This is a genomic window from Niameybacter massiliensis (assembly GCF_001282685.1).
GTDB classification, from domain to species: Bacteria; Bacillota; Clostridia; order Lachnospirales; family Cellulosilyticaceae; genus Holtiella; species Holtiella tumoricola.
Window position 1 is genome coordinate 18,601 of sequence record NZ_LN875033.1, and the last position, 25,636, is coordinate 44,236.

At 33.7% G+C, this 25,636-nt stretch carries 24 protein-coding genes and 1 riboswitch; of the genes, 5 read left to right on the forward strand and 19 right to left on the reverse strand.

From position 1 onward, the window contains the following. Positions 1-62: 62 nt before the first annotated feature. The 5 genes from hslO to BN2390_RS01880 form a co-directional block, all read right to left on the reverse strand. Positions 63-938, reverse strand: a complete 876-nt coding sequence (gene hslO / locus BN2390_RS01860; protein WP_053982649.1) for an Hsp33 family molecular chaperone HslO — start codon at positions 936-938, stop codon at positions 63-65. Positions 939-948: 10 nt separating this feature from the next. Then, the gene (locus tag BN2390_RS01865; protein WP_408633715.1) at positions 949-1,731 is read right to left on the reverse strand and encodes a class I SAM-dependent DNA methyltransferase; all 783 of its coding nucleotides are present in this window, start codon (positions 1,729-1,731) and stop codon (positions 949-951) included. Between the two features lie 213 nt (positions 1,732-1,944). After that, positions 1,945-3,033: a DNA polymerase IV gene (gene dinB, locus BN2390_RS01870; protein ID WP_053982651.1), complete on the reverse strand. Its 1,089-nt coding sequence runs from the start codon at positions 3,031-3,033 to the stop codon at positions 1,945-1,947. Positions 3,034-3,094: 61 nt separating this feature from the next. Then, complete coding sequence (locus tag BN2390_RS01875) at positions 3,095-4,369, reverse strand: ATP-binding protein (protein WP_053982652.1); 1,275 nt, start codon at positions 4,367-4,369, stop codon at positions 3,095-3,097. A 143-nt stretch (positions 4,370-4,512) separates the two neighbouring features. Next, entirely contained in the window at positions 4,513-4,725 is a 213-nt protein-coding gene (locus BN2390_RS01880; protein ID WP_053982653.1) for an alpha/beta-type small acid-soluble spore protein, read from the reverse strand. A gap of 228 nt (positions 4,726-4,953) precedes the next feature. Next, positions 4,954-5,137: riboswitch (Lysine riboswitch) on the forward strand. Positions 5,138-5,250: 113 nt separating this feature from the next. Here BN2390_RS01880 and BN2390_RS01885 point away from each other — a divergent pair. From BN2390_RS01885 to dapB, 3 genes are read left to right on the forward strand one after another with little or no spacing between them, the layout of a single operon-like run. Beyond that, on the forward strand, positions 5,251-6,249 hold the full coding sequence (locus BN2390_RS01885) for an aspartate-semialdehyde dehydrogenase (protein ID WP_053982654.1): 999 nt from the start codon (positions 5,251-5,253) through the stop codon (positions 6,247-6,249). A 20-nt stretch (positions 6,250-6,269) separates the two neighbouring features. Beyond that, positions 6,270-7,154: a 4-hydroxy-tetrahydrodipicolinate synthase gene (gene dapA, locus BN2390_RS01890; RefSeq protein WP_053982655.1), complete on the forward strand. Its 885-nt coding sequence runs from the start codon at positions 6,270-6,272 to the stop codon at positions 7,152-7,154. Positions 7,155-7,178: 24 nt separating this feature from the next. Next, positions 7,179-7,937 (forward strand): 4-hydroxy-tetrahydrodipicolinate reductase, encoded by a 759-nt coding sequence (gene dapB / locus BN2390_RS01895; RefSeq protein ID WP_053982656.1) that lies wholly within the window; start codon positions 7,179-7,181, stop codon positions 7,935-7,937. Between the two features lie 136 nt (positions 7,938-8,073). Here the strand turns inward: dapB and BN2390_RS01900 are convergent, their stop codons facing one another. The 5 genes from BN2390_RS01900 to BN2390_RS01920 all read right to left on the reverse strand — a co-directional run bounded on the left by BN2390_RS01900 (position 8,074) and on the right by BN2390_RS01920 (position 11,773). After that, positions 8,074-9,024 (reverse strand): hypothetical protein, encoded by a 951-nt coding sequence (locus BN2390_RS01900; protein WP_053982657.1) that lies wholly within the window; start codon positions 9,022-9,024, stop codon positions 8,074-8,076. A 36-nt stretch (positions 9,025-9,060) separates the two neighbouring features. Next, positions 9,061-9,591 carry a cob(I)yrinic acid a,c-diamide adenosyltransferase gene (locus tag BN2390_RS01905; RefSeq protein ID WP_053982658.1) on the reverse strand — a complete coding sequence of 177 codons (531 nt, stop codon included), beginning with the start codon at positions 9,589-9,591 and terminating at the stop codon, positions 9,061-9,063. Positions 9,592-9,609: 18 nt separating this feature from the next. Next, a complete protein-coding gene (locus tag BN2390_RS01910; RefSeq protein WP_053982659.1) occupies positions 9,610-10,278 on the reverse strand; it encodes a M48 family metallopeptidase in 669 nt (222 codons plus the stop codon). A gap of 109 nt (positions 10,279-10,387) precedes the next feature. Beyond that, entirely contained in the window at positions 10,388-11,047 is a 660-nt protein-coding gene (locus BN2390_RS01915) for a single-stranded DNA-binding protein (protein ID WP_053982660.1), read from the reverse strand. A gap of 108 nt (positions 11,048-11,155) precedes the next feature. Continuing rightward, positions 11,156-11,773 (reverse strand): hypothetical protein, encoded by a 618-nt coding sequence (locus BN2390_RS01920; protein ID WP_053982661.1) that lies wholly within the window; start codon positions 11,771-11,773, stop codon positions 11,156-11,158. Between the two features lie 240 nt (positions 11,774-12,013). Here BN2390_RS01920 and BN2390_RS01925 point away from each other — a divergent pair, with 240 nt between their 5' ends. Further along, a complete protein-coding gene (locus BN2390_RS01925) occupies positions 12,014-14,980 on the forward strand; it encodes a vitamin B12-dependent ribonucleotide reductase (protein ID WP_053982662.1) in 2,967 nt (988 codons plus the stop codon). A 93-nt stretch (positions 14,981-15,073) separates the two neighbouring features. Further along, complete coding sequence (locus tag BN2390_RS01930; protein ID WP_053982663.1) at positions 15,074-15,280, forward strand: aspartyl-phosphate phosphatase Spo0E family protein; 207 nt, start codon at positions 15,074-15,076, stop codon at positions 15,278-15,280. Positions 15,281-15,339: 59 nt separating this feature from the next. Here the strand turns inward: BN2390_RS01930 and BN2390_RS01935 are convergent, their stop codons facing one another. The 9 genes from BN2390_RS01935 to BN2390_RS01975 form a co-directional block, all read right to left on the reverse strand. Further along, positions 15,340-16,056 (reverse strand): polysaccharide deacetylase family protein, encoded by a 717-nt coding sequence (locus BN2390_RS01935; protein WP_242847636.1) that lies wholly within the window; start codon positions 16,054-16,056, stop codon positions 15,340-15,342. A 189-nt stretch (positions 16,057-16,245) separates the two neighbouring features. Next, on the reverse strand, positions 16,246-17,079 hold the full coding sequence (locus BN2390_RS01940) for an NlpC/P60 family protein (RefSeq protein ID WP_053982665.1): 834 nt from the start codon (positions 17,077-17,079) through the stop codon (positions 16,246-16,248). A 326-nt stretch (positions 17,080-17,405) separates the two neighbouring features. Beyond that, positions 17,406-17,891 (reverse strand): PTS sugar transporter subunit IIA, encoded by a 486-nt coding sequence (locus tag BN2390_RS01945; protein WP_053982666.1) that lies wholly within the window; start codon positions 17,889-17,891, stop codon positions 17,406-17,408. Positions 17,892-17,920: 29 nt separating this feature from the next. Then, complete coding sequence (locus tag BN2390_RS01950) at positions 17,921-18,754, reverse strand: PRD domain-containing protein (RefSeq protein WP_053982667.1); 834 nt, start codon at positions 18,752-18,754, stop codon at positions 17,921-17,923. Between the two features lie 11 nt (positions 18,755-18,765). Next, a complete protein-coding gene (ptsP, locus tag BN2390_RS01955) occupies positions 18,766-20,415 on the reverse strand; it encodes a phosphoenolpyruvate--protein phosphotransferase (RefSeq protein ID WP_053982668.1) in 1,650 nt (549 codons plus the stop codon). Positions 20,416-20,452: 37 nt separating this feature from the next. Then, entirely contained in the window at positions 20,453-20,710 is a 258-nt protein-coding gene (locus BN2390_RS01960) for an HPr family phosphocarrier protein (protein WP_053982669.1), read from the reverse strand. Between the two features lie 247 nt (positions 20,711-20,957). After that, on the reverse strand, positions 20,958-21,698 hold the full coding sequence (gene nagB, locus BN2390_RS01965) for a glucosamine-6-phosphate deaminase (protein ID WP_053982792.1): 741 nt from the start codon (positions 21,696-21,698) through the stop codon (positions 20,958-20,960). A 10-nt stretch (positions 21,699-21,708) separates the two neighbouring features. Next, positions 21,709-22,860: an N-acetylglucosamine-6-phosphate deacetylase gene (gene nagA, locus BN2390_RS01970; protein WP_053982670.1), complete on the reverse strand. Its 1,152-nt coding sequence runs from the start codon at positions 22,858-22,860 to the stop codon at positions 21,709-21,711. Positions 22,861-22,946: 86 nt separating this feature from the next. Then, on the reverse strand, positions 22,947-25,577 hold the full coding sequence (locus BN2390_RS01975; RefSeq protein WP_053982671.1) for a GH36-type glycosyl hydrolase domain-containing protein: 2,631 nt from the start codon (positions 25,575-25,577) through the stop codon (positions 22,947-22,949). Positions 25,578-25,636 lie beyond the last annotated feature (59 nt).

Below are 25,636 nucleotides of genomic sequence, written 5' to 3' on the forward strand. Positions count from 1 at the left end.
TACTAAAACACCAATTTTCATTTGTGCATTTATTATTGTTTAAATGTTTTATTTAAATTTTTTTAAAGTTCATCTAAAATTTCTTTTAAATCTTTTTTATCAAACTCATATTTTGTACTACAGAAATGGCATACAAGTTCTAGATCTTCTTGATCATCATTTACGATATCTGTAAGTTCTTGTTTTCCTAAGCTAATAAGAGCACGTTCCATTTGTTCTTTTGAGCAATCACATTTGAATCTAGCTTCCATCGTATCCATGATGTCAATATCATCTCCAAGAAGCATTTTAATTATATCCTCAATAGATTTACCTTCATCCATATAACTTGTAAGAGATGTAAAAGTCTTAAGTCTTTCTTCTATTTGTGTGATTGCCTCATCTGTAGCATCTGGAAGTACTTGAATAATAATTCCACCAGCTTGTTTAATACTATAGTCACGGTCAATAAGTACACCAAGAATAACTGCTGTATTCGTTTGTTCTGAGTCTGCAAAGTAAAGGCTAAAGTCTTCTGCAATTTCACCTGAAAGCATAGGTACTTGTCCTGTATATGGTTCTCTCATACCAATATCTTTAATTACTGTCATGACAGCATTTCCTATTGCACCACTTACGTCTAACTTACCATTTTCCTTTTTAGGAATATCTACAATCGCTTGATGAGGGTAACCTTTAACATTACCTTTTGCATCAGCCTCTACTGTAATACCTTGGATAGGGCCATCCCCTTTAATCATAACACATACTCTATCAGAGTCATTTTTAAACATAGCACCCATCATAAGTGTACCTGTCATTGTACGTCCAAGTGCTGCTGATACTACTGGTGATGTACCATGATGTGCCGTTGCAACATTCACAAGTTCTGTTGTATTCGCACCAAAAAATCTAAATTGTCTACTACTATCTGTTCCTCTTACAATATAGTTTTTCATCATATCCTCCTTAGTCCACGTAAACTTTTCCGTCTACTTGTTTTTCTCTTGCTACAAAAGTAGCACGAAGTGTCTCTTCATTATAAGATTTATGTGTATAATCATCATAAATTGCAACAAGTTCTAAGCCTGCTTTTTCGATGATTTGTTTAATACATTCTATTGAATAAGCTTTTTGATAATGGACTTCTTCAAAACGATCATAACGTCCATCTTCATCTTGTACAAAGAAGCTTACATAGAACTCATTGATTTGTTGTTTTTCATCATAAAAGTTCTCCCAAATATATGCGGCCTCTTCTGTCTGCTCTGCAAATACTTTATCCCCTAGAAGGGTTTTATATTTATGTGGTAAATTCACATCAAAGATAAATAATCCGTCTTTTTCAAGATAATTATTTACCCATTTAAACATAGATAGTACTTTTTCTTCTTCCATAAGATAATTAATACTATCGCAGCTACTATAAATAACATCAACTGTTCCATAAAGCTCAAACTCTGTCATATCTTGCATAAGGTATAAGATGCCACGCCCAGCTTCTAATTCCTTTTCCCTAGCAATCATCAACATTTCTTCTGACCCATCTATCCCAATAACGTCTAAACCACGATCAGCAAAGAGTTCACACATTGTTCCTGTGCCACAACCTAAATCACAAATAAGTTTAGGTTCAATACCGTGTTCTTTAATCACACTTTGTATAAAGTCTACCCATTGTACATAAGGTGTATCTTCCATAAAAGTATCATAAATCATTGCAAAATCATTATAAATGTCCAATTTTTCCACCTCTTTATCTGACGACTAAACTTTATTGTACACTAGCAGTTTTTTCTATGCAAATGTAATTTAAAATTTACATATTAATTCCTTCTAATAAAATATTCTTTTGGTTTCTATCATAAATTATACTTGATTTGGTTATATTAATGATAGACATAAATTTTTCTCCCTTCAATCCACTAAATAGACCATGAGAAACTCGTTCTCATGGTCTATTTTTCATTTCAAACTATCCATATATTCAAATAATGAAATATTTTCATGCTTACGTTCATCTTCAGTCATAAGATGAGATAATGTAATCCCCAATAATCTTACCTTTTCATCTAAGTTATCCACTTTATGCATCAATTGTTCCACATAATTCATAATTTCTTGCGGCTCAATAATAGAAGAACTGGTCATCATACTTCTTGTAATTTGATTAAAGTCACTAAACTTAACTTTTAAGGTTACATTTTTTCCCCATACACCTCGACGTTTTACTCTTAAACTTACTTCTTCCGCCAGTGCTTCTAAAGCCTCTTTAGCTTCTATACTACTTAAACGTATATCTTCATTAAAAGTTGTCTCTGCTCCTATTGACTTGCGTACCCTGCTACATTCCACTTCTCTCTCATCAATTCCTCTTGCAAAGTCATATAAAAGATAACCTCGTTTTTTAAATACACTTACTAAGTAACTCAGCTCTAAGTTCCTTAAATCTCTTCCGTAATGTACTCCTATTTTCTTCAATTCCTCTGCAGTCACTCTACCTACTAAAAAAAACTTATTAATAGGTAGATTATCTAAAAGTTCTTGTGCCTTATCGGGCGTAATAACTGTCAAACCATTAGGTTTTTCATAATCTGATGCAATCTTAGCTAAAAATTTATTATAAGATACCCCTGCCGAACCCGTTAAATGCAGTTCATTCCATATAGCTGCTTTAATTTCCTTAGCAATCTGTGTAGCAGAGGACATTTGCTTCTTATTTTCTGTTACATCTAGGTAGGCTTCATCTAATGATAAAAACTCTACTTTATCTGTATAACGCCTAAAAATCTCACCTATTTGAGCTGATACAGCTTTATATACTTCAAAACGCGGTCTAACAAAAATAGCATGGGGACAAAGTACCTTTGCTGTTTTTCCTGGCATTGCAGAATGAATCCCATACTTTCTCGCTTCATAAGAACACGTTGCTACAACACCACGTTCATTAGGATCACCACCTACAATAAGTGGCTTACCTTTTAGGCGTGGATTATCACGCATTTCTACTTGTGCAAAAAAAGCATCCATATCAACGTGTATAATCTTGCGCATACTCCACTCCCCTTTGTTCCTAGTTTAACCGTATTAGTGTATCATTTTTTCCTCAAATGTTCTATAAAGATTCTAACTCTCCCTCTATGTAATTAACAAATTGTTTAGCTGTACGTCCTGATTTTCCGTTATTCCACATTTCCCATTTCAATGCTTCTCTTTCTAAAACCTGCTCATCTATTTGAATATTTCTCTGGGCTACAATTCCCTTTACAATATCTAAATACTCCTTTTTATTAGGACTACTAAAACCAATTCGCATACCAAATCTATCAGAAAGAGAAAGTTTTTCTTCTACTGTATCGTTTCCATGTAACTCATTTTCACTCATCTGTTCTTGAATAAGATGTCTACGATTAGACGTTGCATAAATAACCATATGTTTTAGCTTTTCTTCTAATCCACCTTCTAAAATGGTTTTAAGCGCTGTATAAGTTTCTTCTTTATCTTCAAAGGCCAAATCATCTATAAAAATAATAAAATAGTAAGGTTTATTTTGAATTAACCCCATTAACTCTTTTAAATGCATTAACTGGTCTTTTCTTATCTCTATCATTCTTAACTTTGTTGTACTTGCAAAATGATTAAGTATAGCTTTTACCATAGAAGATTTACCTGTTCCCCTAGCTCCATATAAAAGCAGGTTATTGGCTGGATATCCTTTTAAAAAGGTATGAGTATTTTTTAATATATCTTGTTTTTGTAACTCATAGCCAATTAAATCATTAAGCCCTATTGAGTCAGGTTTCTTAATACCTACAATCTCCTTATATCCTTTACTATCATCCCATTTAAATGCATAGTATCTAGCAAAATTACCACAACCTCTCTGATGATAAAACTCAAGTAAAGTTTCTGCTTTATCCCCCCATCCCTCTCTTCCTAATACTTCGACACAACGCTCTTCCTCATTTCCCCAATCTAAAAGTCCTTCTATTGCTCCTTGCATACAAACTGCATCTTTATGTTCTAATAAAATTTGTTTAAATATCCTAGAGTTTATACCACTTATTTGTTCTAAAAGATTTAATTCTACTTCTAAACTTTGCTTAATAGTTTGAGGGATTAATTTTTCTTGCTCCAAATAATATGTTATAAGATTTTCTCCATATAAAAGCTTATTTTCTATATAACCTTTTAAAGATTGATAAGGCTGTATAGTATAAAATTTATAAGTAAAGCTATTATAGGCTTCAATTAATATTTCTAAGTCCTTCTCTTCTAAAAAATGTTCAATGACCTCTTCTAATTGACTTATTAACTCACTTTGTCTTAAATTTCTAAGTACGCACAATCTTACAAACCAGGACTTCATCAATTTTAAATTTGCTTTCATACAATCACATCATTTCTCTTTCAAATTTTCTTATGCCTATCCTATCACAATATTTCTTTCAATTCAAAATTCTTTTTTCGCATAAAAAAATAGACATTGAATCAGTTTCCTGTTTTCAATGTCTATTTCCTTTCAACTATTCTTTACATATTTTCATTTTCTTTATTTTTAAGTTCACGTTTCTTCTTAGTCATAAGTCCACCAATGCGTCCTGTTTCTTTAGGTGATAAGCTTTTCCATCCATCTTTTTGTACTTTTTCTAAAAGTCCAAGTTCTTCTGCAATCTCTAATTTCATTTTTTGATCTGGTGAAAGTGCATCAAATAACTTTTCTTTTGAATTTCCATTATTGTTCATAATATACCCTTCCTTTTTTGTATTCATGTTCTAAAGTATGGATAGTTTATCCTTAAAATATACACCCTTACCCTACTTTTTTATTTTTCTTACACCTTTTCTCAAATCATGCATATAATATTGTTTATATGGTTATATATAATTGTTTGTAATTATTTTTAATTTTTATAACCTTGACACATCTTTTAACCCATGCTATCATTAGACACAATTAAATACGCATTTTTCCAATCACGTAGAGGCGCGATGCTTATCAGTACTTTTTATGATCTTTGCAAGAAGAAATGACTAAATAGGAAAGGACGTATCGCCGAAGGAGTAAAACGCTTGCACACTTTGTTCCTGGGGGTATAGTTAATAACTATACAACTGTCACCTTTTGCTATACAATAGGTGGTGTGCTACTGTGTTTAAATGATTTTCGTAAATGATTTTTATAAATGACTTTACATCATTTGGATTCACAGCCAGCTTACCCACTAAGCTGGCTTTTATTATTTTAACAATTTTAGGGAGGATTTAATTATGAAAAAAATTAATTTAGCTGTTGTTGGCGCAACAGGCATGGTAGGGCGTACATTCTTAAAGGTGTTAGAAGAAAAGAACTTACCTATTGAAAACTTCTATGTATTTGCATCTGCTCGTTCAGCAGGTTCAACACTTACTTTCATGGGTAAAGAATACACTGTTCTTGAACTTACTGAAACAAGTTTCAAAGAACACCAAATTGATATTGCTCTTTTCTCTGCCGGTGGTGGCACAAGCTTAAAATTCGCTCCAATTGCTGCCGAAAGCGGTTGTATTGTTATTGATAATAGTTCTGCTTGGCGTATGGATCCAAATGTTCCTCTAGTTGTACCTGAAGTTAATCCAGAAGCAATTAGATCACATAAAGGTATTATTGCAAATCCTAACTGCTCAACTATCCAGGCAGTTGTTGCACTTAAACCACTCAATGAATACTATGGTATTAAGAGAATAGTTTACACTACTTTCCAAGCTGTATCAGGCGCTGGTATGGGGGGCTGGAGTGATCTTGAAGAAGGACTTAAAGGTAATGCACCTAAAAAATTCCCTCATCAAATCGCAAATAACTGCTTACCTCACATTGATGTATTCTTAGAAAATGGTTATACAAAAGAAGAAATGAAAATGGTAGAAGAAACACGTAAGATTTTTGATAATCAGTCTCTTCGTATCACTTCTACAACTGTACGTGTACCTGTTTTCAACAGCCACAGCGAAAGTATAAATGTTGAACTTAATAAACCATTTGAGATAAATGAACTTAAAGATGTAATTTCAAAAGGTGAAGGCATTATTATTCAAGATGATGTTGCTAATAATGTTTATCCACTTGCAATAAACGCTACTGGTCATGATGAAGTCTTTGTAGGACGTATTCGTCGTGATGAAAGTGTTGATAACGGTGTGAACTTATGGGTTGTAGCAGACAACATTCGTAAAGGTGCTGCTAGCAATGCGGTTCAGATCGCTGAATGGATTATCCAACATATGATGTAAATCGAAAGGACTGATGATAAATGGCAATTTTTGAAGGTGCAGGTGTAGCTATCGTTACACCTTTCCACGAAGACGGAAGTATTAACTTTGGTAAGTTAGAAGAATTAATTGATTTTCAAATAAATAATCATACAGATGCTATTATAATTTGTGGTACAACTGGTGAAGCTTCTACTATGACAGATGAAGAACAACTAGAATGTATTAAAATAGCTGTAGATCGCACAAATGGTCGCGTTCCTGTTATTGCTGGAACTGGTAGCAATGATACACGCCATGGTATTACTCTTACTAAACGTGCTGCAGCTCTCGGTGTAGATGGAGTACTCCAAGTAACACCTTACTACAACAAAGCAACTCAAAAAGGACTTATTGAACATTTTGATGCTATTGGTAAAGCTTGCGATGTTCCTATGATCCTTTATAGTGTGGCTTCTAGAACAGGTGTTAACATTGCTCCTGAAACAGCTTATGAGCTTTCAAAACGTGATTATGTAGTTGGTATCAAAGAAGCTAGCGGCAATATCTCACAAGTAGCACAAATTGCTCGTTTATGCGGACCTGATTTTGCTATCTACTCTGGTAACGATGATCAGATTATTCCTGTACTTGCACTTGGTGGTAAAGGTGTTATTTCTGTACTTTCAAACGTTGCTCCTAAAGAGACTCATGATATCGTTAATTTATACCTTCAAGGTCAGACTCGTGAGGCTCTTAACCTTCAATTAGATTATCTTCCTCTTGTAGATTCACTTTTCTGTGAAGTTAATCCAATTCCGGTTAAAGCTGCACTTAATTATATGGGATTTGAAGTTGGTCCATGTAGATTACCTCTAACAAACTTAGAGCCAACTAACGAAGAAAAAGTTAAAGCTGCCCTTCGTGCAGTTTCACTTATTGACTAATACTTTATAGAAAGGGTGACACACATGACCAATATATTATTACATGGTTGTAATGGAAGAATCGGGCAAGCCATATCACGTATCGTTAAAGACCATCAAAACTTAAACATCGTAGCTGGTGTAGACCCTAATCTTTCTGTACCAAATGCTTTTCCTGTATTCGATCGTATCGAAAACTGTACTATGCCTGTAGATGTTATTATCGACTTTTCTACTGCTAGTGCTGTTAGACCTCTTCTTGAGCATGCTATTTCAAAGAAAATTCCTGTTGTTGTTTGTACAACCGGACTTTCTCCTGAAGATATAGACTTCTTACATGAGGCTAGTAAAGAGATTCCTATCTTCTTTTCTGCTAACATGTCTCTTGGTGTCAATCTTCTTATTACATTAGCAAAACGTGCAACAGAAGTACTCGCTGATTGCGGATTTGACATTGAAATTATTGAAAAACATCATAATCAAAAAGTTGATGCTCCAAGCGGTACTGCACTTGCTATTGCAAATGCAATTACAGATACTCTTGATCAAAATTATGAATTAAGATATGACCGTTCAGGTGTACGTGAAAAACGTCCTAAAAACGAAATAGGTATTCACGCAGTACGTGGTGGTACTATTGTAGGCGAACATGACATCTTATTTGCTGGAAATGATGAAGTGATTACTTTATCTCATTCTGCAGCATCTAAAGAAGTCTTTGCAGTAGGTTCTCTTAAAGCTGCTGCTTTCTTAGCTCCTAAAACACCTGGACTATATAATATGGAACATCTTTTAAATCAATAAAGACTGTCATATAATTAATAATTATTGTCTTAACAAATAAATGAGCTATAAAACTAAACTTCTAATTAGTTTTATAGCTCATTTTCATATATCAAAACTTTTTATACGCTATTTACGTCTTTTGCAACAGCCTCTTCTATTCTATTATTATTTCTTTTAAAACTTCTACTTCTTCAGTCTTTGTTTTATCTAAAGAAGAGAATTTACCAGCTATAATAAGTAAAGTAGGTGCTAAAATCATAAGACTACTTGCGACTACTCCATATTGACTAATCACTTGAGCCTTGGCTCCAAGTACTACACCAAGTGACCTGCACAATGTACCTATATATGAAGTTGCAACAGGTAACATATAGCGTTCATAGATTCCTATATCCCATATTAAAAATACGCCTAACCCATATAACACAAATAACATAACTGTTATACCACAGCTAGATAAGCATTGTAACACTCTACTTTGTAGTGTACGACAAAGCTTACCTAAGAAGAAACATGTTACAAAAATGACTATTGTCATGATGGCTCCAAAAATCATCTTTTGTTTCGAATCGTTTATTAGTGTCGGGAAGGACATTACTATAATGTGAGTTATCATAAAGAGATAGAAGTAACCTGTTCCTGTGAGTATCAAATTATAGCATACACCCCAAGCTTGACCTTTGCTCCCTCTAATGATTCTACCTAATTCTAACATTCCTAATGCTACAATTAAGAATACAGCAAGCCCAATAGCTACATCTACATCTCTTGAAATTTCTACCCCTATCGCTCCACCTAGTTTACCGATAGAATGATATACTTGAGGTACCATTCTTCTAAATACAGTAATAAGTTCTGTACTTTGGATCCCTCTTCCTACTGCATAAATAATACCTGCTCCTATATAGGTTAAGAAGATAGCTATTCTACTTCCCCATATTCCTTTTTTATCTAATAGATACCCTAATAACAAATAGGTTCCACATGTCCCTAGCACAATAAGGATTGGTGCAAACTTAAATAGTTCAAAGTTAAAATAAGCTAGTAAAATAAGTAATAAATACGTCACAGCCCCAATACCGAAACTTAATAAATTATTTTTCATCCTAATCCCCTCTTTAACCTTCTCTTTGGTATACATTTAAAATTCAATACCAGCCCTTGCTTGAATCCCTTTTTCCATTGGATGTTTTACTGCATCAATATAACTTACATAATCAGCTTTTTCTTTTAGCTCATCTGGTAATTGACGCCCTGTAAGTACAAGTTCCATAAATTCTGGCTTATCATCTACAAGCTGTAAAACTTCTTTTAAATCTGCAAATCCAAGTTGAAGTACGCCTAAAATTTCATCTAAAATGAGGATATCGCACTCTCCTGTATCCATTACTTTTTTAGCAAATTTAAGTGCCATGTGAATCTCTTGAGCAAGCTCTGCTTTTTCCTCCTCTGATAAGGTCCAAGTAAATCCTCTTTCCTTTTCAAAGTGAAAAACTTTAAATCCAGGTTCTAATGACTTTAATGTCTTGCATTCACCTGTATTGTCATTTTTAAGGAATTGAATCATAATGACTTTTAGGTTATTGCCTAGTGCACGTATTCCTAGCCCAATAGCTGCTGTACTCTTACCTTTACCTGGTCCACAATAAACCTGCGTAAGTCCTTGTTTCATCTTTGTCACCTCTTCAATTTATATGTTTAAAATATTTGCGTTTTCTTTTAAATAATTTTGCCTTAACTTATAGTCTGGCATAATTTGTTCTATAGTATGCCAAAAGGCCTTACTATGATCAAAATGAATTAAATGTACAACTTCATGTAAAGCTACATATCGAATAACTTCTATTGGCGCACCTATTAGTCTTACGTTATACGATAATGTTCCTCTTGCAGAACAACTTCCCCATCTTGTCTTTTGTTTTCTGATGGTTATTCTTTCATATTTACACCCTAATAAGTCACAATACTCTTGTGTAAACTGTGTCAGTAACTTTAGTGTTTGTTTCTTCATGTACATTTCAACCTGTTTTTTTATAAGAAAGAGGTCATTTTTATTCGGAGTAATAATAATAAAGTGCTTATCACTTGTTGTAATAGTTGATTTTAATGTTAAACTTTCTTCTATCTCAACTGCTAATTTATCCCCTAAATATAAAATTTCTCTTTTTGCAAGCCAGTCCTTTGCTTGTAATCGTTGCTGTTTCTCTTCTACTGTTTTATTAATCCACTCTTGATGTTTAGCTACAAATTCATCTATCATCTTACTGTTTATTGTATATGGAGCTTTTACTAAAACTGTTAAATCATCTTGTATATAAATGGCAAGTGTTTTTCTCTTTTGTCTAACAAGCTTATACATATTTTCTCCCTTTCTTATCCCTAGATTATACTCTAAAATAAAGAATTTTTCCACTAAAAAAGGAATCGTCACTAAGGTTCTGTGCCGATTCCTTCACCTATACTTTCTTTTAGGATTCTCCTCCCTCAATTGGAGTTGTTTCCTCTTCTAATATCTCCATTTTAGAGATAGAAACTTCATAAGCTACCTTACTCATAGCTTCTCCTGTCTCTAATTTCTTTTGGTAAGATCTACTTTGAATTCTACCCCATAATTCAATATGAGCACCTGTTTTAAGATTTTGCGCATACCTTGCATTTCTTCCCCACGTAATACATGGTATGTAGTCAGATTTATGATATGAACGATTTACTGCAAGTAATAAATCTGTAATCTCTCTACCGAAAGGTGTTGTACGATAAACAGGATCTTTACATACAAAGCCACTTAAATAAATAGTATTTTTATTTTTTTTCATTTCTTCTTCTGATACTTCTTTTACTTCTAATGCAAATATAGTTAAAATTAAGCGATTCTTTCCTTCTTCATACTGATTATAAGATCTAAATTGTCCTGTTATATCTAATACTTTACCTTGAATATTTCCAAGTGGAGCTAGAAGCCTTTCAGAAACTGTCACTGGTAAAATATCTGCGGAATCACTTAATCTAGGAACCTCTAAATTAAAACTATAAAATCCTTCTCCATATACTTTATGGCTATACGTGAGTTCACTTACCGCTTTTCCTATTATAAGTACTTCATTATTTTCTAAAATGTGTTCTATCATCTTACACCTCTCCCTTATCCTCTTATTGTTCTGTATTGATTTGATTCTTTTGTCACTATCATTTATATTAACAATGGTACAAGTTTATTACAGTTTTTAACATTTATCCTAATTAATTTCTATTCCATAAATCATCATTGTTGCAATACCCGCTAGAGCTGCCTCTACGTTGTTAAAAGGTACCTCTACTGTAAATTCTCGCAGTACATCTAATGTACCTTCTGGTATTACCTCACTTGGATTAACACAACACTGTAAGCTTAAAGAACCATCAACTTGTAATTCTGCACTAGAAGCAGATATATTCGCTGCTTCACTCCATCCATAGGTAATATATTTTTGATTCTTATGATGATAGGTTTCAGGAATGATATAATAGGTTGCTTGAATAAGCTTAAAAAGTCTCGTATAAATGCCATTTTTACTTAAGATATGCTTGGTAAGAGGTTTATCAAAGAAAAGTGCTACATTAAATTTAATTTTTTCATAAATTGCTTTTTCAATTCCCTCTTTAGTAAGTTCAACGACTAATAAGTCTGGTGCTTCTTTATCCTGTAATGTATTAATATAATTCCTTAAAGGAATTCTTTTATTATTAAAATATACAGACGTATCTTGAGGTTTTATATGCAAGAGCTTTAATCCTTTTTGCATACTTTGATCATAAATAAGTTGTAAAGCCTTTTTACTACTTTCCGCGCAACTGTTTACAGCTAATGTAATCATAAGTAACCTCCTCTTATGTAAAAAATGATAATTTCATGTTGTAATTTTAGTGTTTACTAAGCATTCTATTTTATGTTCTATAAACTTTGGCAATCTTGACACAGTGTATATATATTGATTTTTTTTATTTCTAGATACTATATATGTCACTTTTTTCTCCTTGTTAATTTCTTCTTTTTGTGTTAGATTAGGAGTTAATTAATAATCATTCTTTTAAGATAAAATTATTGGAGGTTTAAAATGATGTTAAAAAATTTATTAAAACCCCACTTCACAGTCCAACTCAAAGATAACCAATCTGTTTATGACTTAGTTAAATGGAAAAAAGTAAATGTCCACCTCACAGATCATATGACTGGTAAAGTGCTCGTACATATGACAGACTTAGATTTTCCTGAACACTTTTCGCAATCTGCTTGTGACATCATTGTAAGCAAATATTTTCGTAAAAGTGGTATTCCAACTGATTTGGGATACGAGACCTCCTTTAAACAACTTGTCCATCGTATGGTTAACTTCTGGGTAAATGCTGCTTTAGATGAAGGCCTTATTGACCATTCAAATAAAAATACTTTTTATAATGAGCTAGCCTATATGATGCTTATGCAAATGTGGGCACCCAACAGTCCACAATGGTTTAATACCGGTTTAGCTCTTTCCTACGGTATTAAAGGTAAAGGCCAAGGCCACTACTTCTTTGACCAAACACAAAAATGTGTCGTTAAAGCATCTGACACCTATACACGTACACAAGGCTCTGCCTGCTTTATTGTAAGTATCAAGGATTCTCTACTTGGTCCTAAATCCCTTACAGATCAACTTACTACTGAAACACGACTATTCAAATATGGCTCTGGAGTAGGTACCAATTGGTCATCTATTCGTGCTGAAGGCGAACTTCTTTCTGGCGGTGGCAAATCTTCTGGTCTTATGAGTTTCTTAAAAGTCTTTGACCGCAATGCCGGTGCTATCAAATCTGGTGGGACAACAAGACGTGCCGCTAAAATGAATGTTCTAGACTTAGAACATCCTGACTCCCTCGAATTTATCAATTGGAAATCAAAAGAAGAAGATAAAGTGATTGCATTAGGTAAGATGGGATATGATACACACTTCGATGGAGAAGCCTACGCTACTGTATCTGGCCAAAATGCTAACAACTCCATCCGTGTTAGTGATAGTTTTATGAATTCTTTAAATGATCCTGAAGCTACATTCTCACAAATTAATCGTGTAGACCACACTATTCATCAAACACTTCCTGCAAAAGATATATGGCAACAAATCATTCATGCTGCTTGGCGTTGTGGTGACCCCGGTATTCAGTTTGATGATACAATTAATGCTTGGCATACTTGTCCTGCTGGCGAAAATGGCAATGCCGATGATCCTAAGAATCGTATACATGCAAGTAATCCATGTTCTGAGTATATGTTCTTAGATGATACAGCTTGTAATCTAGCAAGTATCAACATCCTAAAATTCTATGATATTGATACAGATACTTTTGATATTGAAAGCTACCTTCACTGCATCATGCTTATTCAGCTAGTATTAGAGGCTACTATCCATCATGGTCAGTTCCCAACTCCTGAAATTGCTGAACGTTCTTATCACTTTAGAACAACTGGTTTAGGGCTAACTAATCTAGGTGCACTCTTTATGCTTATGGGACTTCCATATGATAGTGAAGCCGCTCGTACTATTGGCGCTAGCCTTATGAGCTTACTTACAGGTCAGGCTTATTATATTTCTAGCTTAATGGCTCAAGAAATAGGCCCCTTTACCTACTTTGAGCAAAACAAGCCTTATATGATGCGTGTACTACGCAATCATGCACGTTGCAGTGGATTACAACTTATACAACCTCAATTTGAAGGATTGGGCTATCTCCCACCTACTATCTCTCATTCAGCTTTAGCGAACTTACATCAAAGTACACTTAGCCATGCCTTAAAAGAGGTATGGAATAAAGCCCTTGAATCTGGAGAGACCAATGGATATAGAAATGCCCAGGTATCTGTTTTAGCACCAACGGGTACAATTGCCTTTGCTATGGACTGTGCTACAACTTCATCGGAACCTTTCTTTAGTCATGTAACTTATAAGAAATTAGTAGGTGGAGGCTTTATGGAAATTGTTAATCCCATTCTTCCTCTTACGCTAAAAAAATTAGGTTATAACCAACAAGAAGCTCAAGCAATTATTGACTATATTATGAGAAAAGAAGAACGTGATGGCTATAGCATATTAGTTGATGGAAAAATTGAAGGCGCCCCACACCTTAAGCAAGAACATTATGCAATCTTTGATACCGCTAATAAATGTGGTTCAGGCGTTCGTTATATCTCACCTGAGGCCCATGTTAAAATGATGGCTGCCCTTACACCACATGTATCAGGTGCCATTTCTAAAACAGTAAACTTACCACATGATGCTACTGAACAAGATGTTTCGAATATTTATAGGCTCTCTTTTGAATTAGGTGTGAAGGCTATCGCTCTATATCGAGATGGCTGTAAAGCCTCTCAACCTCTTAGCACAAGTCTTAATACTACTGGTATCAAAAAGTTAGAAGATTTATCATACAATGAGCTTCTAGACTATGTTAAACATCCTGAAAAGCATTACACACCTATTCGCACCAAGCCTACAGGCATTCGTAATGCACATGTACATGAAGCTGAAATTAATGGATTAAAGCTATATATTACAGTATCCTTCTTTGATAATGGAAAACTTGGTGAAATTTATGTATCCGCAGGTAGACAAGGTTCTCTTGTAAAAGGGCTTTTAGATAGTATTTCTACAACTATTTCAGAAATGCTCCAGTATGGTGTACCCGCTCAAGATATTGCTAAAATGTATCGAGGACAAAAGTTCGAGCCTAGTGGCTTTGTAGGAGGACACCCTTATATTAAACGTGTAGATTCTATTTCTGATCTTATTAGCAAGATTATCGATATTGAATTAGGAGACTTTACTTACTGCCAAGTTAAACCAGACTCACAATCAATCTCTACACGTTCCTGCTTATCTGCTAATATAGCTTTCCCTCCTACTGCTGAGACTATCAGAACGTCTACTAGCCATTCTGATTTTTCACTAGAAGGTGAGCTTTGCCCAAACTGTGGTAGTACCAAACTCATTAAAAATGGCACATGTAAAGTATGTGCCGAATGTGGTACAACAACTGGATGTAGTTAATAGTAACATTCTTACAGTTTTTGCATATTTTATATAGTAGGCAGCTTAAGTGACATCATGTTAACATACTTTGTGAAATGGGGCGAAAATAGCATGCGTAATAGAATGCTAGACCAAGAATCTATCCTTGAAACAAAAAAACAACTTGTGCAAGCTATCATTGACGGACAGTATAATTTACAATCAGAAGAAGTGCTATCACTTAGTAGACATTTAGATGAACTTATGCTTCCAGCATTTCAAACGCAACTTGACTTTTATAATGAATATTTAAATTTCTCTCATCCTTTTACGACATAAACTTATACCCCCTTAGGTATAAAATAAATTTAGCCTGCTACTTTTGTAGCAGGCCTTTTTTATTGTTTATATTGTCTTCCTGTATGATCAATTGTATAACCATCTTTTATAATCAACTCAGAAATAGGTACAATCTCATACCCTTTCGCCTTAAGTCCTTTAATAATTTCAGGTAGCGCATCTTTTGTATACTTTGTAGCATTGTGTAATAGCACAATAGAACCAGGTGCTAAGTTCTTATGTTTCAATACACGATCTATCATCTCTTGCTTGCCGTAGTTCTTCCAATCTAAAGAATCTACATCCCATTGAATCGTATAATAACCACATTCTGTAGCTGCTTCTACTACTGTATCATTATATTCTCCATAAGGTGCACGATATAGTATACAGTCTTGTCCTGTTAATTCCTTAATCGTATTATGAGCAAATCGGATATCCTTCTTAATATCCTCTTTAGACATATTGGTCACATGAGGATGTCTATCTGAATGGTTAGCTACATCATGACCTGATTCTGCTATTTTTTTTACTGCTTCAGGATTACTTCTCATCCAATCTCCTACCATAAAAAATGTAGCCTTAACCCCCTCTTGATTTAATGTGGCTAGTATATCATCAATATCATCTGCTCCCCATGCACAATCAAATGTTAGTGATACCTTTTTATCATTTGTCGAAACAGAATAAATAGGAAGTAACCTGGCCTGTACTATCACTTGGCTCAATATCATTACGCTAATAAGTATAAAAGTTATAATATGCTTGCGTTTCACTATTCAACCTCCACTCATTTTATATTTTCTTTTTCTTTCCTAGTTTTTTCTATTCTTATAAAATTATTCACATTCTTAAATGCAAGTCCTCTTAATTCTCCACAAATTATCTATTTTACTCCCAAAATCTCAATAACTATATATACAAAAAAGAGACCATATTTCCATGATCTCTTCTACTCTCACTTATTAAATTACTCGTTTAATTCCGATGATTGGTTTTCCATAATTTAATTCACCCATTGTAATACCTGTTTTAGGAGTACTTGCATGGATGATTGATCCATTACCTGCATAAATTGCTACGTGATCAATATTTCCATTATAACCATAGAATATAAGATCTCCTGGTAATAAATCATTTTTGCTTACTTTTGTACCGTTACTTGCAAATTGTGATCTTGAGCTACGTTGTAAGCTAATATCAAAGTTTTTATATACTTGTTGTACGAATCCTGAGCAATCTGCTCCTTTAGTAAGACTATTACCACCATATACATATGGATTTCCTAAAAATTGCTTTGCATAAGCAATAACTTCTTCACCTAAATATGTTTCTGCTTGTTCTGGCTCTTCTACTGCTGTCTTTGTATAAGGAATTAAACCAAGAGTATCTTCATTGAGCTGATCCTTATATATGTAACCATCAATACCTTCAATTTGGATATGGTACCAATTATCAATTCTTTTTGTTACAAATACTGGTACATCTTTTGCAATAAAGTTAATAATATCTGAATCTGGACTTGGTTCTCTTCTTACTGTTGCCTCATCAACAACAACACATGATACAAGGCCTTCTTTTTTATCTACATTAGTAATTATATTTTCTTCTATGATTTGAGTTCCTAAAACAGCCGATACATTTGACATACTATTAATTGCTGTATTCTTTGTTAATACGAACCCCTCTTCTGTAATAACTTGCTGAGGTGCTACATTTTCTACCGTATTTGCATAAGTACTACTTCCTAATCCGACAATTGATAACATCGTAATACCCATAAATTGTTTGATAGTCATTTGTTACCCCCTATAATTTATATTTATCTATTTAAGTCGTTATATTTATTAAGTAATTGTTACATAATTATTATATGTGTATTATTTATTTTTGTCAAGCTATTGTGGCTACTTTATCCACACTTTTTTTACTCTTAATTGTAAGTTAGTTACTATTTTACAATGTGTTTATATGTTTTATTGTGCATTTACACAACACTTCCATATTTTTTCAATTATTTCTTTCTATCTCACCTCTAAATATCCACATTAAACGACTTGTCCTCTCTATAAAAATAAATAAAAAAACAGTAAATTTTCATTTACTGTTTTCTTATTTATTACGATTATTTATTTTTCTTTAAAGTCATTACAGAAGTTTTTCCAGCTTCTACTTTTCCTGTTGTACGGTTTTTAAACTCAACTTCATCAGTATTTGTAATAACAAATGGAGATGTAAGTGGTTTACCAAGTTCTTTAACACGTTCAATATCAACCTCTAAAATAGGATCACCTTGTTTAACTGTATCTCCTTCTTCTACAAGTCGTTTGAAACCTTCACCTTTTAAATCAACTGTGTCTATACCAATATGAATAAGTAAATCTAATCCTGATGTGCTTTCAATACCAATGGCATGATTTGTTGGGAAGATTTGTACTACTTTACCATCACATGGTGCTACTACAACTTTTTCTGTTGGAATAATAGCAATACCGTCTCCTACCATTTTTTCTGAGAAAACTGGATCTGGTACTTGTGATAAATCTATTGCTTCACCTGTCATTGGAGAACATAATTCAATACCTTTAAACTTACTGAAGAAACCAAACATAGTAGCCTCCTTAAATTAATCCATTATTTTTATTTAATCTTACTTAAAGAAATAAGCTTTTGAATATCAACAGCCATATAAGCTATTAATCCTTCCTTAAACTGTACTTTTCTCTCTTTCTCTAGATATACAGTTACCATCTGTGCTGCTTTATATGCACCCTTAAGATGTTTTGCTACTTCTTTCTTAATAAGCATTTCTATATCATTATATTTATTTCCATTATCTATATAAAACTTAAGCATAGTATGAAATTCTTTTTTTACACCTTCATGATTTATATCAACATTACATTGTTGGCCTACAATGTGTAAACATTCTTTATAAATTCGTGTCATTTTCATAATTTCAGTAACAGGTTTATTTCTTGTTGCTGAACGTAAATGGAGTGCAATAAAACCTTGTTCTTCTTCACCTAAGTCTATTCCTATTGTTTCATTTATATAATCTCTTGCAATTCCAGCAATCTCAAATTCTTTCTTATATAAATCAATAATCTCTTCTATAAAAGGATTCTCTATAGTAAGGCCCATCCCTAAACGTTCAATCGCAAATTCTATATGCTCTTTAAGCATCTTTTCACTATTCTCATTTAAGGAACCTAGATTTTCTTCTGCAATTTGAATAATTTTATGTGTAACTTGTTTAATCTTACGTGTTAATGCATTCATCTCTTTCAAATCGAGATGTTCTGCATCTGTTGGAAGTTCATGGAATACTTTTTCAATATTAGCATTTTCTTTTATGGTGTCACCTGTCTTCTTGCCAAAACCAATACCTTTACTGACCAAAATAACTTGATCTTGCTCCTGACTTGCCAACACCACATTATTATTAAACACTTTTATGATCTGGTACTCCATCTCTTTACCTCCTACAGATTTAATGATGCCTTAGCTTTCTGTGTATCAACTTGTTGTATTTTCTTTCTTACTTCAAGTACAGAAGGTGCACTTACAGAAAGTTCATCAATTCCCATAGCTAGATATGTTTCTGTTAATGTAGTATCTGCTGCTGATTCTCCACAAATTCCAACCCAAATACCTGCTTTATGAGCATTATCTGCAACCATTTTAATACTTCTTAAAATTGCTAAGTTATGTGTATCATATAAATGAGCAATTTTTGCATTCATACGGTCTACAGCCATTGTATATTGTGTAAGGTCATTTGTTCCAATACTAAAGAAGTCTACCTCTTTTGCTAGTAAGTCTGATACAAGTGCTGCTGCTGGTGTTTCAATCATCATACCTACTTCGATATCTTCACTTACTGCAATACCTTCTGCAAGAAGTTCTTGTTTTGTTTCTTCAAGTACTTTTCTTGCTGCTTTAATTTCATCAACAGTAGCAATCATTGGGAACATAATACCTAATTTACCATGTACACTTGCTCTTAAAAGGGCACGTAATTGTGTTTTGAAAAGTTCTGGTTGATCTAAACATACACGAATTGCACGATATCCTAAGAATGGATTTTCTTCTTTAGGAATATTTAAGTAAGGAAGTTCTTTATCCCCACCTACGTCTAATGTTCTAATAATAACGCGATCTTCCATTGCTTCTAAAACTTTTTTGTAAGCTTCATATTGCATCTCTTCTGTTGGTAATGCTTTACCATCCATGTAAAGGAATTCACTTCTAAATAACCCAACACCTTTTGCATCATTTGCAAGTACGTTCTCTATGTCATCTGGGCTACCAATATTTGCATTAACTTCAATATGAACACCATCAATTGTTACATTTGGAGTTCCAATAAGTTTTTGTAACTCTTCTTTATAGTTTCTGTATTTTTCTTGTTCTAAAGTCCACTCAGCTACCATCTCCTCAGTTGGTTCTGTGTATACTTTACCGTTTTTACCGTCAAGAATAATTATATCATCATTATTGAATTTTGTTAATGCATTTTCCAAACCTACTACCGCTGGAATTTGCATTGTTCTTGCTAGAATAGCAGAATGAGACATCTTTCCACCATCTTCTGTTATAAATCCTAAAACAAATTTTTTGTTCATTTGAATGGTATCAGATGGGAATAAATCTTTTGCTACTAAGATGACAGGTTCTTGAAGGTCTGCTAAAGATACTTCTTTTTCTCCTGTTAAAATCCCAATAAGTCGTTTTGAGATATCGCGAATATCTGCTGCACGTTCTTGTAGGTAAGGATCATCCATGCTTTCAAACATTGCTGCAATAATTACTGCTGCTTCAGATACTGCATAAGCTGCATTATATTTATCTTCAGTAATAAAGTTTACAACTTGATCATTTAAATCTAAGTCTTGTACAAGCATTTGATGTACATCAAAAATACCTGCGTGTTCTTCACCAACTTCTTCAACTGCTTTTGTATATAATACTTGAAGCTCTTTTAACGCTTCTTCTTTTGCTTCTTCAAAACGCTTGATTTCGGCTTCAACATTCTCAATTTTTGTATTTGGAACTTTTGATGTGCCTTGTTTTTTTATGAATACTTTGCCTATAGCTACACCGCTAGAAGCCCCAATTCCATCTAATATCATCTTGTCCACTCCTATATTCTAGTGATTTATTCGAATTCTAGTGATTTGTTTCGATTGTTTCTTTAACTGCTACTGCTGCTGCTTCTTCATCTGCACCTTCTGCTGTGATTGTAAGTTCATCACCTTGTTTTGCTCCTAAAGAAAGAACTGCTAATAATCTTTTAGCATCTACTGATTTACCATCTTTTTCGATTGTAATTTTAGACGCAAATTCACCTGCTTTTTTAACTACTGCTCCTGCTGGTCTTGCGTGTAATCCTGCTTCACCTTGAATTGTTACAACTAATTGTTTCATAATATATTCCTCCTTCAAATTTTAGACTTACTATCTATATATTTTGCTATGTTTTACCGAGATTTATTACTGAAATTAAAAAAAGGCATAAACAGTATTTTCCCTTATTTAAAAGGAAAAGATAAAGTTTATGCCTGATCGAGTCAGTAACACACTTGTAAACTATATTAATTATCTATAGAGATTATATCTAACATTTTTTTATCTGTCAACATCTACTATATACCATAATTAAAGTATTGCTTTTTTATTTAATTTCACTTAAAAGTTCTGCTGCTGCTTCCTCATCTAAAACAACTTTAACATCTTTGTGGAATTGTAAAATTGAAGCTGGTACACGTGGGTCAACTTTACCTAAAAGCATTTCTCTAAGAATTGTAGCTTTTCCACTACCACTTGCTAAAAGTAAGATACTTTTAGCTGTCATAATTGTACCAATTCCCATTGTAATAGCTTGTGTTGGAACTTCATCAATTGAGTTAAAGAATCTAGCATTATCTTGAATTGTTCTTTCATCTAATGTTACTTGGTGTGTAATTGGTTCAAATATATCACTTGGTTCATTAAAACCAATATGACCATTTCCGCCAATACCTAATACTTGAATATCTACACCACCTGTAGCACGTACAAGCTCATCATAAGCTTTACCTTCTGCTTCACAGTTAGCTGCCATTCCATTTGGAATATGAGTATTATTGATATTGATATCTACATGATTGAATAAATTATCTTTCATGAAGTAATCATAACTTTGGTCATTTGTTTTTTCAATTGGATAGTACTCATCTAAGTTATAAGCTGAAACTTCTTTGAAACTAATTTCGCCTTTTTTGTTCATTTCAATAAGCTCTTTATACATCCCAACTGGTGTACCACCTGTAGCAAGACCTAAGTTAGCTGCTGGTTTTACTTTTAAAAATTCTGCAATAATCTCAGCACCTTTTTTACTCATTTCATCATAGTTTTTAGTAACATAGATTGTCATGTTGTTGATCTTAATTGTTTTCATAGATTGTTTTCCCCCTATTGATTACATGGTAAATGTTAATTTCATCATCAAAAAGAATAATATCTGCATCTTTTCCTGTATCAAGCGTACCTTTAAAAGTATCTACACCTATTGTTTTCGCTGGATTAATTGTTGCAAATTCAATAGCTTTTTCAACACCATATTCTGTATGTTCGATTACATTTTTAAGTGCTACATTAAGACGAAGAATACTACCTGCTAATGTACCATCTTCAAGACGTGCACTGCCATCTTTTACAAATACAGCTTGTCCACCTAAAGCGTACTGTCCTTCTTTGCAACCACCTGCACACATACAATCTGTAACAAGTACAAATTTATCTGGAGCTTTAGCCTTGATTACAAGTGGGTATAACCCTTTATTGACATGGATTGTGTCACAAATCATCTCACAGCTTACTTTTTCAGATGCTAATGCTGCACCTACTACCCCTGGATTACGATGGTGTAATGGTGTCATTGCGTTGAAAAGATGTGTTGTATGTGTAATACCTGCATCAATTCCTTCCATTGCTTGATCAAAATCTGCCATTGTATGTCCCATAGATAAAGTAATACCTGTATTCTTAGAAATTTCTTCAATAAATGCTTTTGCTCCTTCTACCTCTGGTGCAACTGTAATAAGTCTTACAATATCTTGATAGCTTTTTACAAACTCAATTGCTTCTGTGTTAGGTTGTTGAATATACTTGCCATTTTGGGCTCCTTTAAAAGCTTCATTAATATAAGGACCTTCCATGTGTACACCTAATACTTCAGCACCTTCACTACCTTCTGCTTTTACTACTCTACATGCTTCTAGCGCTGTTGCAATTTCTTCTCTTGACATTGTCATGGTTGTAGGTAAAAAACTGGTTACACCATTTTTAGCAATTCCTTTTGCGATTGTACGTATAGCATCTTCTGTACCATCCATAGTATCTTTTGTATCATAACCATGGATATGAACATCAATAAAACCAGGTGCAATAAATCTACCTTCTGCATCAATTTGTTCTGCATCTGCTGGGATTTCATTTAGATCAACTATACCTACTATTTTTTGTTCAAATAACAGTGCCTTCCCTTCTATTATTTGTCCATCAAATAGAATTTTTCCATTTACTATAGCTTTCATTGTACCCCTCCTTCTACATACTTTTAGGCACTTATTAATAAGTGCCTAAAAGTAACTATAACATTATTGTTACTCTAACTATCAAATTAGTCAAGAACTTCTACAATAATTTCTTTGTTATTTGTAATAAAGTCATTAGATAACCATAATTTATTAAGCTTCATCACATCATCATAAATTCCCTGTTGCACTTCTCCATTAACTTTAAAGACACGTCCAGCTGCCTTATTATCAGCGTTTTGATTATTAGAGTACTTAATTGTTAAGTAACTTTCCCTAACTTTAATAGTGAACTCTGTTGTTTCAAATGGTATATTTTTCGATGGTTGAATCCAAATACCTTTGTACTGTGGCTCTATACCAAAAACAAATCTAATGAATGTTTTAAGAACAACGTTTGAACTGCCTGTTTGCCAATCTTGCATAGATTCACCATCAATTTGTTTCTCTTCATTGAAACCGTATGAATTAGGCATAACGTATGGCGATACAGACACTGTTTCATGTGTAAATGGTAAGCATTTTGAAAGTTCTTCCCAAGCACGATCTGTTTCACCCATTCTAAAGAGTGACATAACCCCAAATGTACTTGCATGGATGTACGCTGCACCATTTTCTGCTGTACCTTTTGGTAAGTTTGGAATACGTCCTACACCTGGTGTACCTTTTTCAAAGTGTGGTTCAAATGTTTTAAGACCATATTTAGAGCCTAAACGATCATATGCAGAAAGTATAGTATCTTTAATACTCATATCTTTATCATACATTCCCGCAAGTACCCAGAATGCATTTGATGTAATACCATCACGTGATTGATGATCAGGGTCATCAAAGCTTCCTACAAAGTAGCTTCTTTCATCTCCCCATCCATGCACTAGACGGGTTTCGCCTGCTTCATTTTGAATAATTGCATATTTAACAAGACCTTCTTCAATCTCTGCCATTGCTTGTTTGTATTCAGCAATTTTATCTGCATACTTATCTGCTCCTAAGATTTCAAGAAGCTCAATCATCTCATGACAGTTTTGGTAAACTTGAAGTGTAGCCATGACAGATACACCTGTACCATATTCACGGTCCTTACGTTTACTTACACCAAGTCCATCAAGAGCATCATTCCAATCACCATAAAGGGCACATACACATTTTGTGTATTCATGATCACGATTTGTAAGAAGGTAGTCCATAATATCAAATAAATGATCTAAGACTGAACTTGTCTTATCTGATTTTTTAGCTAGATGTGCTTTGTCATTTACAAAGTCATAATACCCACATGTTTCATCTAAGAAGTTGAAATCTTGTGTAAAGCGAAGATAAGTTGCAATCGTTGAAATCACCCATACACCTTGATCAATGAATGGTCTAAGGTCCATATTAGGTGTATCCCCTTCAAATCTGGGAAGAGAATATTGTCTTGGGCAACGTCCATCTGGTTGTACAAAGTTAAGTGCTTCTAACATCTTTGCTCTTGCTACTTCTGGTTCATAGAATACTAGACCTTCAAGGGCTTGGAATACATCACGAATCCCAATAAGTGAGAAGCTAGAAAGTTGGATATAACCTTTAATAACTGAGCAGAACTCAACTTGTTTTTTGAGATGTTCAAAGAATGCGTTAAATACTTCTTCTTTGATTTCACCATGAAGACGTTTACCAAACTCAGCTTTCATCGTTTCTCCGTGTTTTGCCTCGGCATCAATAATTGTAGCTTCAGCATTGTCAATCACTTCTGGTGTTGGTACTTCTTTAATAGCTACTTCCATATCCTCATCTTCAAAACAGTATGTCATAACTATATCTTCACGTATATGCGCTTTTCCCTCTAACTCTAAATGCAGCATATCAGCAGCTACTGATACTTCTGTAAATGTTGCAACTTTCTTAGTGTTCTCACCAAATGTTCCTCTGTAAAGTGATGCTGGTGTATGAAGTGAACTTCTCACACCCCCTACATAATCATTACGTGATGCTGTTTCTTCAGTTTTTACAAGTGCTGCCCCTTCACTTAATGTAAGGTTTCTTGTAAATACACCATAGTTTGGAGCCATTGCCCCTCTATCTCTCTCTTCATAAACTTCAATCAAGAAGTTATCAAGGTTTTGTCCTTCGTTTGCAGGAAGTACTGTACATTGTCTAAACCAACGGTTTTCTGCACCCTCCATCACTGCATTCTTCAAGAATGGATTAAAGTATGATGATATAAAGAATTCTTTTTTCTCATCTGTATTATTTGTTGCTGATATTGTATAGTACATCTTTTTATCAGCATCTACAAAAGTACGGATAGCAAAAGTAATCCCTTCTGCCTCTGTTACATAATAGGCACTTGCTTTTGTGAAGACAGTATATCTTTCTGTTTGGACTTGTTCATCCATAACTGGTACTGAAAGAATAGGAATAACTTTATACCCTTCCTCTCCTTTAAATCCTGCAAAGAAAGCAATTTTGGGTTCTTGCCCCTCAGATGCTCTTAAATAAGGTGAGAAAAGCCCTTCATTACAATGAAGATAGCCTGATGCATATACCCAATAGTTAAATCCATTTTGTCCAAATGGATATCTACAATCTCCATCCTCTCTTGGAATAGCTAAAATATTGTTATCTTCAATAAAGTAAGCCTTCCCTGGCATCGCTTTTTCCTTTGCCACAATAGGATTATTTTGCAAAGTATGATATTCTGCTACATATTTATTAACATTATTAAAAAAGCTCATTTTATTCACCTCTCGTCTATTTTTTATACATACAAGTAGCCACTTGTAAACCCTGTTTA

Excerpts from the sequence above, each read along its gene's own strand:
- BN2390_RS01875 (WP_053982652.1), bottom strand. The coding sequence starts at position 4,369 with ATGAAAGCAAATTTAAAATTGATGAAGTCCTGGTTTGTAAGATTGTGC.
- BN2390_RS01900 (WP_053982657.1), bottom strand. The coding sequence starts at position 9,024 with ATGAAAAATAATTTATTAAGTTTCGGTATTGGGGCTGTGACGTATTTA.
- BN2390_RS01905 (WP_053982658.1), bottom strand. The coding sequence starts at position 9,591 with ATGAAACAAGGACTTACGCAGGTTTATTGTGGACCAGGTAAAGGTAAG.
- dapB (WP_053982656.1), top strand. The coding sequence starts at position 7,179 with ATGACCAATATATTATTACATGGTTGTAATGGAAGAATCGGGCAAGCC.
- BN2390_RS01930 (WP_053982663.1), top strand. The coding sequence starts at position 15,074 with ATGCGTAATAGAATGCTAGACCAAGAATCTATCCTTGAAACAAAAAAA.
- hslO (WP_053982649.1), bottom strand. The coding sequence starts at position 938 with ATGAAAAACTATATTGTAAGAGGAACAGATAGTAGTAGACAATTTAGA.
- BN2390_RS01915 (WP_053982660.1), bottom strand. The coding sequence starts at position 11,047 with ATGATAGAACACATTTTAGAAAATAATGAAGTACTTATAATAGGAAAA.
- nagB (WP_053982792.1), bottom strand. The coding sequence starts at position 21,698 with ATGACAATCTATGTTACTAAAAACTATGATGAAATGAGTAAAAAAGGT.
- BN2390_RS01975 (WP_053982671.1), bottom strand. The coding sequence starts at position 25,577 with ATGAGCTTTTTTAATAATGTTAATAAATATGTAGCAGAATATCATACT.
- BN2390_RS01950 (WP_053982667.1), bottom strand. The coding sequence starts at position 18,754 with ATGGAGTACCAGATCATAAAAGTGTTTAATAATAATGTGGTGTTGGCA.
- BN2390_RS01885 (WP_053982654.1), top strand. The coding sequence starts at position 5,251 with ATGAAAAAAATTAATTTAGCTGTTGTTGGCGCAACAGGCATGGTAGGG.
- BN2390_RS01910 (WP_053982659.1), bottom strand. The coding sequence starts at position 10,278 with ATGTATAAGCTTGTTAGACAAAAGAGAAAAACACTTGCCATTTATATA.
- dinB (WP_053982651.1), bottom strand. The coding sequence starts at position 3,033 with ATGCGCAAGATTATACACGTTGATATGGATGCTTTTTTTGCACAAGTA.
- BN2390_RS01920 (WP_053982661.1), bottom strand. The coding sequence starts at position 11,773 with ATGATTACATTAGCTGTAAACAGTTGCGCGGAAAGTAGTAAAAAGGCT.
- BN2390_RS01940 (WP_053982665.1), bottom strand. The coding sequence starts at position 17,079 with ATGACTATCAAACAATTTATGGGTATTACGATGTTATCAATTGTCGGA.
- BN2390_RS01960 (WP_053982669.1), bottom strand. The coding sequence starts at position 20,710 with ATGAAACAATTAGTTGTAACAATTCAAGGTGAAGCAGGATTACACGCA.
- dapA (WP_053982655.1), top strand. The coding sequence starts at position 6,270 with ATGGCAATTTTTGAAGGTGCAGGTGTAGCTATCGTTACACCTTTCCAC.
- BN2390_RS01880 (WP_053982653.1), bottom strand. The coding sequence starts at position 4,725 with ATGAACAATAATGGAAATTCAAAAGAAAAGTTATTTGATGCACTTTCA.
- BN2390_RS01925 (WP_053982662.1), top strand. The coding sequence starts at position 12,014 with ATGATGTTAAAAAATTTATTAAAACCCCACTTCACAGTCCAACTCAAA.
- BN2390_RS01945 (WP_053982666.1), bottom strand. The coding sequence starts at position 17,891 with ATGTTTGGTTTCTTCAGTAAGTTTAAAGGTATTGAATTATGTTCTCCA.
- nagA (WP_053982670.1), bottom strand. The coding sequence starts at position 22,860 with ATGAAAGCTATAGTAAATGGAAAAATTCTATTTGATGGACAAATAATA.
- ptsP (WP_053982668.1), bottom strand. The coding sequence starts at position 20,415 with ATGATATTAGATGGAATTGGGGCTTCTAGCGGTGTAGCTATAGGCAAA.